Here is a 10,933-nt window from a genome sequence, read left to right as displayed (position 1 = left end):
ACCGGAACCGCCACACGCCGCATCGGGTTCACCCGCGCGCACCTCGCCGTCGTGGCCTCCGGCATGGCCCTGGGCGTCACCGTGACCCTCGCCATCGTGTTCGCCACGGGAGCGATCCTCGCGGAGCCGCGCTATCTCCTGGCCCTCGGCGGGATCGTCATCGGCAACACGATGTCCATCGCGACGCTCGCCGGCCGGCGGCTCCACCGATCGACCCTCGAGCGATGGGACGAGGTGGAAGGCTGGCTCGCGCTCGGGGCGACGCCGAGGAGGGCGACCCTGGAGCTGGCCCGCACCGCGGTGTACGAGGCCCTCATCCCGTCCACCGACCAGACCAGGACCACGGGCCTGGTCACGCTCCCGGGTGCCTTCGTCGGTGCGATCTTCGGTGGGATCTCGCCGCTCGAGGCAGGACGTTTTCAGATCGTGGTCCTCGCAGCGATCATGGCGGCGGGCGCACTGACCGCCGTCGTCCTGGTGCGCGGGCTCGCCCCCGCCACCTCCCGGCCTGGTCCGCTCGACTAGGCGGGCCCGCGCCTGGACGGGCCCGACGCCGACGGGCGGGAATGCCGAGCCCTCCCGAAACGCTGCACGGGATATGAAGAAGATCGGATTCCTGTCCTTCGGCCACTACCAGGACGTGCGCGGCTCCCTGGTGCCCACCGCGCAGGAATCACTGGTGCAGGCCGTCGAACTGGCGGTGGCGGCGGAGGAGCTCGGCGTCGACGGCGCGTACATGCGTGTCCACCACTTCGCGCCGCAGTACTCGGCGCCGTTCCCCGTGCTCGCAGCCATGGCCGCGCGGACGAAGACCATCGAGCTCGGCACGGGTGTGATCGACATGCGCTACGAGAACCCGCTGTACATGGCGGAGGAAGCTGCAGTCACCGACCTCATCAGCAACCGGCGACTGCAGCTCGGCATCAGCCGTGGGTCTCCCGAGACCGCGCTCGACGGCTCACGGACCTTCGGCTACGTGCCGGCGGAGGGAACCACGGACGCGGACCTCGCGCGCGACAAGGCCGCGTTGTTCCGGCGCGCGATCGCAGGGCACGGTGTCGCCGACGCCAATCCCCGCATGACCGGCAGCCCGGGCAGGCTGCCGATCGACCCCCTCTCGCCCGGGCTGCCGGAGCGCATCTGGTGGGGTTCCGGTACCCGGGCCACCGCGCAGTGGGCGGGGGAGCAGGGCATGAACCTCATGAGTTCCACGCTCCTCACCGAGGACACCGGTGTCCCGTTCGACGAACTCCAGGCCGAGCAGATCGACATCTTCCGCAAGGCATGGGCGGACGCCGGACATGCCTGGAGGCCGAGGGTCTCGGTGAGCCGCAGCATCCTGCCCATCGTGAGCGAGGCGGACGAGTACTACTTCGGCATCCGCGCCCAGCGGGAGTCGACGGATCAGGTGGGGATCCTCGACGGCGCGAGGTCGCGGTTCGGCCGCAGCTACATCGGAGCGCCGGACGTCATCGCGGAACAACTCGCCGCCGACGCCGCCGTCCAGGCCGCCGACACGCTGCTCGTGACCATCCCCAACCAGCTGGGCGTCGACTTCAACGCCGCACTGCTGGGCAACATCGTGACGCTCGTGGGACCGGCCGCGGGTCTGCGCTGACCCCGCGGGGGACTGAGCCCAGCCGGAGGGTTTCCCCTCCGGCGAACCTCCGGTACCGTAAAACAATAAGCATGCTGACCATTCCGTCGGCGGACGTGGACGAGCCGAAGGACGTGCAGTGGACCGGGTCCAGCGACAGAGGATGCTCGACGCGCTGTCGCTGTGCAACCTCCCCCTCGACCAGGTGTGGCTCCACTACTGCGGCAACGGTGGCCACCTCGGGGAGGCACGGATCGACCTCTTCCTCAAGGGCGGGGCACGCCTGCCGGCCCTCGAGCGTGACATCCTCGCGCACGCGATCAACGAGATGCTCTGGGACCGGCAGCTTCCCAGCCTCGTACCCTACGTGCTCCCGCCCGTCGTGGACGGAGGCACCGACGGTCCCGGGATCAGCGCCGCCGCAGCATGGTTGCTCACCGACGACGAGGCGGAGGGCGAGCGGTTGAAGTCCCTCGCCGCGACAGGCCTGGTGCACAGCGGTCCTGTCCCCGTGCTCGACGCCCTGGTGGAGGAGGCGCGGGACGCCTTCGGCGTCAGCTCCGCGAGCGTGTCCGTAATCGGCGCGTACCACCAGCACCTGAAGGCCTCGATCGGGCCACTCCGTGGGCACCTGCCGCGGAGGGAGGCCTTCTGCGACGAGACGATCCGGACGGCGTATCCGCTGGTGGTTACCGACACCCATGCGGACGGCCGCTTCAGCGACCACCCGCTCGTCGTCGACGAACCGTACCTGAGGTTCTACGCGGGCCACCCGCTCCAGGGCCCCGGCGGCTGGAACATCGGCACCTTCTGCATCCTCGACCAGCGTCCCCATCCCTTCCCGGGGGAGAAGCAGCGGTTCCTCCGCTCCTTCGTCCGCCGTGCCCAGCAGGAGATCGGGCGCTCACGCCACGCCGAGGAAGCGCGCCGCGGCGACGCGACGAGGAACTGAGCCGCAAGGATCAGGGGGTGCGCGCCGTGCCGCCGGTCAGCTCGACCGCGACGTCCGCGACGGAGCGCCTGGCCTGCTCCGCCCGGGAGACCAGCTCACGGAACGCGCTGCGGTCGTCGATGCCGAGCTGGGCCATCAGGATGCCCTTCGCCATGCCGATGCGGTCGCGCATCTGCAGGGCGGTCGCCAGTTCCGACCGGATCTGGTGCGGAGTCTCCGTCGTCTGGACGTGGCTGAGGAGGGCCGCGGCGGGAACGGCGAAACGCGTCAGCGCGCGCTCGGTGGCCTCGTCGAAGGCGCCGGCCCGGGTGGAGTACACCTTCATGGCCCCGATCGTGGTGCTGCCCTGGATCAGGGGCACGCTCTGGCAGGACCGCACCCCCATGGCGGCGGCGGCTCGGGCCCACCGCGGCCAGAGCTGGTCGGCGGCGGTGGTGTCGTCCGCGCGGACGGGCGCACTCCTAGACCAGGCGGTGAGGCAGGGGCCCTCGGAGAACTCGTACTGCAGTTCGTCGGCTCGGCGGACCAGGGTGTCGGTGGCGCCGGTGCTCGTGCGCTCCCCGCGATGGATCAGGGACACGCCGGCCCCGACCGCGCCGGGAATGAGGTCGCGTGCAGCTTCGGCGAGCAGGTCGACGGCGTGCTGCACGGTCTCTTCGGTGAGGAGGAGGCCACGGACGCGGCCGAAGACCACGGCCAGTTCGTTGAGATTGGGCTCTGAGTGCAAGATAAGCCTCGGGATGTCCAGGTGCCGGCCACACCGGCAATACGCAGCGCCCACTTCTGGACAGGTCAAAGATAGTCAACGGGTGGAAGCGAGGCAAATTGCCCGGCCCCGATACCCGGTGCTTCGTCGTCGGGTCGATCCCGTCCTCGACGTCTGTCCTCACGCCGCTCCACTCGCTAGCATTGTTGGCAGTTGTTCAGCAGCCAGCAGCTTCCTGATCGTCGCGCCCGCCTCAAGGGTGTTGCAGTGCAAGGGGGACATGTCATGGGCGAGGCGTTGAACTTCCTACCCGGATCGGATGCACGGAGCCTGCTCCAGGACCTGCTGGTGGTCAGCGCCGGCCTCGACGAGTTCCTCGACGGGCTGGTGGCTGCCGCAGCGGCCCTGCTCCCGGACGAGCACTCCGGAATCCTGACCAGCGTCACCCTCCTGCCTCCCCGGAGCAAGGCCACCACAGCGAGCAGCTGCCCGACGGCCCGCCGACTCGCGGGCATCCAGTACCGGTTCGACGACGGCCCCTGCATGATGGCGGCGGCCACGGGCCGGACCGTCGGTGTGCCGGACTTCGCCGCTGACGGCACCTTCCCGCTCTACGCCTCCGCGGCCCTGCAGCGCGGCATCCGATCGAGCCTCGGTGTCCCCGTCCCGCTGGACGGGCCGGAGAGAGTCGCTGTCACCTACTATTCCCGCGAGCCGGGCGCGTTCCCCGAGGAGAAGGTGGAGCTGGCGGAACACTTCGCCGCGAAGGCGTCGACACCCCTGCACCTCGCTCTCCGCCTCGCGCGGCTCACGGAACGGGCGGAACACCTCGCCGCGGCCATGGAGTCACGCACCACGATCGACCTGGCAGCGGGAATCATCATGGCGCAGAACCGGTGCGGCCAGGAGGAGGCGATCGAGATCCTGCGGGCGGCATCCAGTTCGCGCAACATGAAGCTCCGCGATCTCGCCTCGAATGTCCTCACGAGCACCGTCGATGCGCCGGTCAGCACGCACTTCGACTGAACGCCGGGATCACCGACGCGACCGGTGCGTCTCCGGTCAGGGGTGTGGGGTGGCGGAATTCACGACGCGCTCGGCGACCAGCCGGAGCTTCATGTTCCGGCTGCTGGCGGCCCGCTGCAGGATCGCCATGGCGTCGGCCTGGGAGCACTTGTTCTGGAACATGATGATCCCGACCGCGGTGTTGATGGTCTGCCGGGAGGCGAGCGCCGCTTCCAGATTGTGGTTTTCGTCGTCCGCCGACGCGGCGCGCACGGCGAACCGCAGCGACGACGACGCCGCCTCAGCCAGCGCTTCGGCGGCCTTGATGGCTGCCGATGGAAAGGCATCGGGCTGGGCGGCGTACAGATTGAGAGCCGCACGTCCGCTGTCCTCCAGGGCGAACGAGACACCCAGGATCGATCGGACCCGACGGGTGTCGAGCCGCTCGAGGTACAGGGGCCAGCGCGCATCGAGGACGGTGTCCGGGCAGTACACCGACCGTTCCGTCATGGCCGCCTCGAGGCAGGGGCCCTCGTGGAAACGGTTCTGGAACTCGTCGGCCTGCCGTGCGACGGCGTCGCTCGCTGCCAGGGTGCCGGCTTTCCGACGCCGGACGAGCGTGATGGCACAGGATACGGGGACCGCTCCGGAGAGCCGCTCCGCCGCCATTCCGGCGAACTCGTCGAGGAACTCCTGGATACCCGCCGTCTCGGTCAGGAGGGAGAACAGCTCGTCATTGACGTCGCTCAGTACTTCCTGCTCGGTCACAGCTCTTCCCTCGGCCTGGCGGATACTCCTGATCTCGGTTCTAGCCTACGCCGTTGCCCGGGCCGGCGAGGGAGCCGTTCAGGGGCTCAGGGCGCGGACCTGAGCCGCGGCGGCCTCTTCCGCCTTCGTCGCCCGCGCGAGGGCGCGGTCGGCGGACGCCGCCTCCCGATCGAGGGCAGCCGCCTCGGCGTCGACGTCGGTGATCTCCCGGCGGAGTGAGTCGAGGCGTTCCTCGAAATCCTCGATGGAGGCCGTCAGCCCATCGCGCCGCACGACGAGCCGCCGGGATTTCTGCTGCAGCCCCGCCGCTGCCTCCTCGGCCTCCATCCGCGCGTGCTGAGCGGCCGCGAACCGCGCGTCGGCTTCCTTCCGCCGGCGTGCAGGGACCGCGGTCGGCTCCGGCGTCCGGCGACCCGGGCCCGCCGCGCCCGTGTCGGTCGCGTCGTCCGGTGCCGTCGTCTCCCCGTCCGCGGGTGGAGTGAAGGGGCCGGCCACCGCGCCCTCGAGGTCTACGGGATCCCAGCCGGTGACCTCGAGCGTCCGGACGAGCCGGCCGGTGAGTACCGCCGCAGCCGCCGCAGGATCCGCGAGGGCGGCCCGCAGGGTCTGCTCGACGCCGGGCAGGGCTGCGGGGCCGATGGTGTGCCCGATCTCCGCGGCGGCATCGAGGGACTGCCGCGCGACGGCGGTGAGGAGGCGCTGTCGCTGCTGGCCCAACGCGTGCAGTTGGGCACGGTCGAGGCTGTCCTGCGCCTCCCTGAGCGAGGCACCGAGCTCGAGCACCTGCTCCACCTCGTTGCGCCGGCGATCGACGAGGACGTTGACGAGCCAGGCCGCCGCAGCCGGCTTGGGTAGCTTCCGCAGGGTCGCAGCGAGGTCCCTGGCGCCCTCCCCGGTTGCTTCCTTCGCCGCGGTGTTCCGGGCCTCCGTGAATCGATCGAGCGGCAGGACGTACAGGGCCTCTGCCTGTTCCACGAGGTCCATGGGGCTGCGGTGTCCTTTCGTGGTGCTCGTTACGGCCGCCCCGGGCGGGCCGGCCGCCGTCGTCGGGGGAGGGGCAGCGGCACCCGTGCGACCAGCGAGGGCCGGACCACGGGCCCGGAATCTCCCCGGGGAGCACGCCCGATTATAGGCACCGGACATCGGCGGCGACAGGGGAGCGCGCTCCTGTTCCCGACGGCGGCGGGCGGGTAGAGATGGGAGGGGTGCCATCCCGGCACCGCCTTCCGTCCGGCCCCAGGGAGACTCCGTGTACACCTCGGTTGCAGACCAGACCACCGAACAGCTCGGTGGGCCGCTCAGCGTGCTCGTCCGCCAGAAGCGGGACCACGTGAGGCTGAACGCGTTGCTCGAGCAGCTGCGTGGGACGTCCGGCGAGACCCAGGCCGACGTGCTGCTCCACATCTACCGCCTGGTGTTCCCCCACGCGTTCGCGGAGGAATCCGTCCTGTGGCCCGTGATGCGCAGGGTCCTGCCCGACGGCGGCGAGCTCACGCTGGAGGTGGAGCGCGAGCACCAGGAGGTCAACGAGCTGGTGCAGAAGCTCGAAGGACTCCCGGACGGCTCCACCGAACGGGCGGATGTCCTCGGGCGGCTCGCCGAGGTGCTCGACGACGACGTCCGTGACGAGGAGGACTCCCTCTTCCCCCGGCTGCAGGCCCGGGTCTCCCGCCGGGAGCTGCAGGTGCTCGGCGTCCTGTGGGAGGTGGTGCGGCGCATCGCGCCGACGCGGGCCCACCCCGTGGTGGCACGGCGCCCGCCCGGCAACGTCGTCGCCGCCCTGCCGCTGTCCGTCCTCGACCGGGGACGTGATGCCGTGGACCACGCGCTCCTCGGCGCTCCCGGGAGCCTCGTCCCCGCGCTCCACCGGATCAGTTCGGCACTGGCGCGGGCCGCCCACGCCGTCGAGCTGCTGCCGATGATGCGCTCCGGCGAGGACCCCTCCACGCGGTACGTCGCCGGCAGGCCGCCGTTCCCCTGGGCTGCCGTCCTCGTCTGCCTCGCTGCGGCGGGGCTGGTCGGCGCCGGGGCCCGGCGCGTCCTCCGGCGGAACGGTTGAGCCCTGGCGTTGCCGGTGTCCATCCGGCGGAGTCGCGACGGCCGGTGGTGGCGCAGGACAGGCAAGCGGTGTGTACTGGGGTCTTCGCGGATGCGTGGGCATGTCGCGGACCTGATGCACGGAAAGGACCCGCCCCATGGAAGCACGATGCCCCAGCTGCGGATCGGCCCTGATCGAACTGAGCGAGGACCAATGGCCGGCGGAGGGGCCGGTGCCCGACGGGACCCTCGCCGTCTTCCAGTGTGAGCAGAACCACAGGATCCTCGTGGGGGAGACGCAGGTCCAGGCGTAGGCCGCACGATCCGATCGGGACGTGGCGGGCGCCCCTGGCCGCCCTGCCCTAGGCGCCGGTACCGCCGGCGTCCCGGATGATGCGCGTCAGCTCGTCCCGCAGGGCCACTGCCTCGTCGACCGTGAGCTGGAGGCGATCGCCCTGCTCCATCCAGCCCACGCTGATGGTCGGCCTGCCCTGGTCGTCGGGCGAGGGAGACAGCCCGACCGCCAGGGCCCGGCCCCCCGTCCGTGTCACGTCACCGACGATCAGTTCGCCGCCGTCGTCCTCTGCAACTGCCATGATTCCTCCTGCAGGTCCTGTGCTGTTCCTCCCATGCTGGCGGGACGCGGACGGCGGTGTCCACTCTTTGTTCCGCATCGGGGCGCCGGACGCCGTCGGTGCCTAGCCGGCATCCGCCGCACGGAGTGCGAGGTTGGGGTGCAGCAATTCGAAGCCCTCGTCGGTCAGCGCATTCCGATCGATGTCGTCCGGCAGCAGCACCACGGTGGCCCTGCTGTCGCGGATCGTGGCGCCTGCGCTCCCGGGTACGAGCGGCGCGCATTCCAGACCGACCCCGATGCCCTCCTCGACGAGGAGGCAGGCTATGTCGTCGCTGCCGGTGCCGGCCGTCGGCCTGGCTGCGAAGTACTCGACGCCGTCGCGTTCGGCGAGGAAGCGGGTGGTCGAGAGGTCGATGCCGTCGAGATCCGTCCGGATGGTGAGGACGTCCTGGTCCGTCTGGTCCCGATCGAGGACGCCCAGCACCGGCCCCAGGCCGCACGCGGCCAGTCCGAGCAGCACGCTGCAGCATCCGGCGACCAGTGCCGGGCAGCGGGGGATGCGGCGCATTGATCTCCTGGGGGCGGAATCGGGGTGGATGATGCTCCCAGCCTAGCGAACGGGCGCACCCCTAGGCTGGGAGCCATGGAGTCCACCCGTGCCCTGTCCGGTCGTACCTTCGTCGTCACCGGGGTGAGCCGACGCAGGGGCATCGGCTACGCCGTCGCGTCCCGCCTCGCGGGCATGGGCGCGAGCCTGTTCCTGCATTCCTACGCTCCGCACGACGCCGAGCAGCCGTGGGGCGCGGACGACGTCGACCTCGTCGTCGCGGGGATCCGCGGCCTGCTGCAGGACGACGCGCGGCTCGCCCACGCGAGTATCGACCTCTCCCGGCCCGACGGCGGCGAACGGCTCATCGCCGAGGCGCGGGACGCGCTCGGACACCTCGACGGGCTCGTGTGCAACCATGCGAGGAGCGGGGGCGACGGCCGGCTCGGCGACATCTCCTGGGAGGACCTCGACGCGCACTGGCAGGTCAACACACGCGCCACGATCCTGGCCACCAGGTACTTCGCGGACCAGCACGACGGCAGGGAGGGTGGCCGCGTCATCTGGCTGACGTCCGGGCAGGTCGCCGGTCCGATGCCCGGCGAGATCGCCTACGCCGCGTCCAAGGCGGCGCTCGCCGGGCTGACGGCGTCGGTCGCCGACGACCTCGTCGACCGGCGCATCCTGCTCAACACCGTCAACCCCGGCCCGGTCAACACCGGGTACCTCGACGAGGACACCGCGGACCGGCCTGCCGAGGTGCTGCAGCAGGTCCTCCGGCACTGCCCGTCCGGGCGCTTCGGTGAGCCCGACGATCCGGCACGGCTCATCGCCTGGCTGCTCGGGGACGAGGGCCGCTGGATGGTGGGCCAGGTCCTGAGTACGGAGGGCGGCTTCCGCCGCTGGTGACCCCGTGCGGACCTCGGCGCCCAGGCAGGCGGCGTCCGCACGACTAGCGGATGCCGCTCCGGGCCAGCCCCTGCACGAAGTACTTCTGGAACGCGAGGAACATGATGACGATCGGCGTGATGGAGACCAGCGCCAGCGCCATGATGGCGCCGTAGTCCGCCCCGTACTGGCCCCGCAGGTACAGGAGGCCGATGGGCAGCGTGAAGAGCTCGCTGTCCTTCAGTGCGATCAGCGGCCAGGCGAAGTCGTTCCACTGGTACATGACGGTGAGCAGGACCAGGACGGCGATGAGCGGCTTGCAGAGCGGCAGGACGATCTGCAGGAAGATCCGGAGGGTCCCGGCGCCGTCGACCTTCGCCGCTTCGATGAGCTCGTCCGGGATGGCGATGATGAACTGGCGTGCCAGGAAGATACCGAACGCCGACGCCGCCGACGGGAGGATGACGGCCCAGAAGGTCCCGTAGATGCCGAGCTGCGTCACGAGGCGGAACTGCGCCACCATCAGCACCTGGACCGGGATCATCATGGTGCTCAGGACGAGCAGGAAGATCGCGCCCTTGCCGCGGAAGTCCAGCTTGGCGAAGGCGTAGCCCGCGAGCAGGTTCACCGTGACGGTGAGGACCGTGACGAACGCGGTGATGACCACGGAGTTCCCGAACCAGGTTGCCGTGGGGAAGCTGCCGAAGACCGTGCGGAAGTTGTCGAGGCTCCACGAGGACGGCCAGATGTGCAGCTCCCTGCTGAAGACGTCGGCGTTCGGCGAGAAGGCGAGCGTGACCATCCAGTAGAGCGGGAACATCATCACCAGCCCGACGGCGACCGCCGTGACCAGGCGGGCGGCTGCGGCCACACGCTGGGCCGGCGGTACATGCCTGACACGCGGTACGAAGCCGCCCGGAGCGTCGTCGGCCCTCGCTGCGGCGGTGCGCGCGCCGTCGTCCTGGAGCGGGAGTGGTCGGGCCATGGGGGGTCCTGTCCTGGTGGTCCGGGGCTATCCGGCAGTGTCGCGGGAGCGGTTGCCGCGCCACTGGATCGCCGTGAAGAGAAGGGTGAGCAGGAAGATGACGATGCCGATCGCCGCCGCGTAACTCTGGTCGCGCGTGACGAAGCCGTTCTCGTAGGCATAGGTGACCAGCACCGACGTCGAGCGCCCCGGGCCACCGCCGGTCATCACGAAGATCGTGTCGAAGACCTGGAAGGAGTAGATGACGTCCATGATCAGCAGGAAGAACGTGGACGGTCCCACGAGCGGCACCGTCAGGTAGCGGAACTGCTGCCACGGGCCCGCCCCCTCGAGGCGTGCGGCCTCGTAGAGCTCGGGCGAGATGCCCTGCAGGGCGGCCAGGTAGATGACCATGTTGAAGCCGACTCGGATCCACAGGGTCACGAGGATGATCGACGTGAACGCGGCCGACCCCTGCGACTGCCACGGGATGGCGGCGAGCCCGCCTTCGCGCAGGAGCTTGTTGACGATCCCGGTGGCCTCGTCGAACAGCAGGACGCCCATCAGGGCCGTCGCCACGCCCGAGATGACCATGGGGAGGTAGATGAGGGTGCGGAACAGCCTCCGCCCGGGAAGGACGGAGTTCATGAGGACGGCGAGGCCCAGCCCGAGGGCGAGGCTGAGCGGCACCGTGAGAAGCGTGAAGACCGCGGTGTTCAGGGCGGACTGCCAGAACGTGGGGTCCGCGACAAGGCGTTGGTAGTTCGCGAGCCCCACCCATCCGCTGGCGCCGAAACCGCTGGATTCCTGGAAGCTGATCAGGAAGGCCCAGCCCAGGGGGAGGAACAGGAAGATCCCGAGCAGGACGAGGTTCGGGCCGAGGAAGCCGTAG

General features: G+C 70.4%; 14 protein-coding genes. 7 read left to right on the top strand and 7 right to left on the bottom strand.

The features are described 5' to 3' along the window. From CVO76_RS13185 to CVO76_RS13175, 3 genes are all read left to right on the top strand, one after another. A partial coding sequence (locus CVO76_RS13185) for an ABC transporter permease (protein WP_208739585.1) occupies positions 1-525 on the top strand: 525 nt, incomplete at its 5' end. Between the two features lie 73 nt (positions 526-598). Next, positions 599-1,618, top strand: a complete 1,020-nt coding sequence (locus CVO76_RS13180; RefSeq protein ID WP_208739584.1) for an LLM class flavin-dependent oxidoreductase — start codon at positions 599-601, stop codon at positions 1,616-1,618. A 118-nt stretch (positions 1,619-1,736) separates the two neighbouring features. Continuing rightward, positions 1,737-2,549, top strand: a complete 813-nt coding sequence (locus tag CVO76_RS13175; protein WP_208739583.1) for a GAF domain-containing protein — start codon at positions 1,737-1,739, stop codon at positions 2,547-2,549. A gap of 10 nt (positions 2,550-2,559) precedes the next feature. Here the strand turns inward: CVO76_RS13175 and CVO76_RS13170 are convergent, their stop codons facing one another. Beyond that, entirely contained in the window at positions 2,560-3,276 is a 717-nt protein-coding gene (locus CVO76_RS13170) for a GAF and ANTAR domain-containing protein (protein WP_208739582.1), read from the bottom strand. Between the two features lie 264 nt (positions 3,277-3,540). Between CVO76_RS13170 and CVO76_RS13165 the strand changes: the two genes are divergently transcribed. Continuing rightward, complete coding sequence (locus tag CVO76_RS13165) at positions 3,541-4,281, top strand: GAF and ANTAR domain-containing protein (RefSeq protein WP_208739581.1); 741 nt, start codon at positions 3,541-3,543, stop codon at positions 4,279-4,281. Between the two features lie 36 nt (positions 4,282-4,317). Here CVO76_RS13165 and CVO76_RS13160 read toward each other — a convergent pair whose 3' ends face one another. Beyond that, positions 4,318-5,028: a GAF and ANTAR domain-containing protein gene (locus CVO76_RS13160; protein WP_133082676.1), complete on the bottom strand. Its 711-nt coding sequence runs from the start codon at positions 5,026-5,028 to the stop codon at positions 4,318-4,320. 78 nt (positions 5,029-5,106) lie between these two features. Further along, entirely contained in the window at positions 5,107-6,012 is a 906-nt protein-coding gene (locus tag CVO76_RS13155; protein WP_208739580.1) for a hypothetical protein, read from the bottom strand. Positions 6,013-6,277: 265 nt separating this feature from the next. Between CVO76_RS13155 and CVO76_RS13150 the strand changes: the two genes are divergently transcribed. Together CVO76_RS13150 and CVO76_RS13145 are read left to right on the top strand one after the other, a co-directional pair. Next, on the top strand, positions 6,278-7,087 hold the full coding sequence (locus CVO76_RS13150) for a hemerythrin domain-containing protein (RefSeq protein ID WP_133082678.1): 810 nt from the start codon (positions 6,278-6,280) through the stop codon (positions 7,085-7,087). Between the two features lie 136 nt (positions 7,088-7,223). Further along, a complete protein-coding gene (locus CVO76_RS13145; protein ID WP_208739579.1) occupies positions 7,224-7,379 on the top strand; it encodes a hypothetical protein in 156 nt (51 codons plus the stop codon). 48 nt (positions 7,380-7,427) lie between these two features. Here CVO76_RS13145 and CVO76_RS13140 read toward each other — a convergent pair whose 3' ends face one another. Together CVO76_RS13140 and CVO76_RS13135 are read right to left on the bottom strand one after the other, a co-directional pair. Beyond that, positions 7,428-7,661: a hypothetical protein gene (locus tag CVO76_RS13140; protein ID WP_133082679.1), complete on the bottom strand. Its 234-nt coding sequence runs from the start codon at positions 7,659-7,661 to the stop codon at positions 7,428-7,430. A gap of 102 nt (positions 7,662-7,763) precedes the next feature. Continuing rightward, positions 7,764-8,210: a hypothetical protein gene (locus CVO76_RS13135; protein ID WP_133082680.1), complete on the bottom strand. Its 447-nt coding sequence runs from the start codon at positions 8,208-8,210 to the stop codon at positions 7,764-7,766. A 75-nt stretch (positions 8,211-8,285) separates the two neighbouring features. Between CVO76_RS13135 and CVO76_RS13130 the strand changes: the two genes are divergently transcribed. Continuing rightward, the gene (locus CVO76_RS13130) at positions 8,286-9,098 is read left to right on the top strand and encodes an SDR family oxidoreductase (protein ID WP_208739578.1); all 813 of its coding nucleotides are present in this window, start codon (positions 8,286-8,288) and stop codon (positions 9,096-9,098) included. Between the two features lie 43 nt (positions 9,099-9,141). On the opposite strand, the gene CVO76_RS13125 is transcribed toward CVO76_RS13130, so the two are convergent. Next, positions 9,142-10,062: a carbohydrate ABC transporter permease gene (locus CVO76_RS13125; RefSeq protein WP_208739577.1), complete on the bottom strand. Its 921-nt coding sequence runs from the start codon at positions 10,060-10,062 to the stop codon at positions 9,142-9,144. A gap of 27 nt (positions 10,063-10,089) precedes the next feature. Continuing rightward, the coding region (locus CVO76_RS13120) for a carbohydrate ABC transporter permease (RefSeq protein ID WP_208739576.1) at positions 10,090-10,933 on the bottom strand (844 nt) is incomplete at its 5' end.

This window comes from Arthrobacter agilis (genome assembly GCF_002953615.1).
GTDB classification, from domain to species: Bacteria; Actinomycetota; Actinomycetes; order Actinomycetales; family Micrococcaceae; genus Arthrobacter_D; species Arthrobacter_D agilis_B.
The sequence above is the reverse complement of the archived record's forward strand: the minus strand, read 5'-3'. Positions and strand labels throughout refer to the sequence as shown.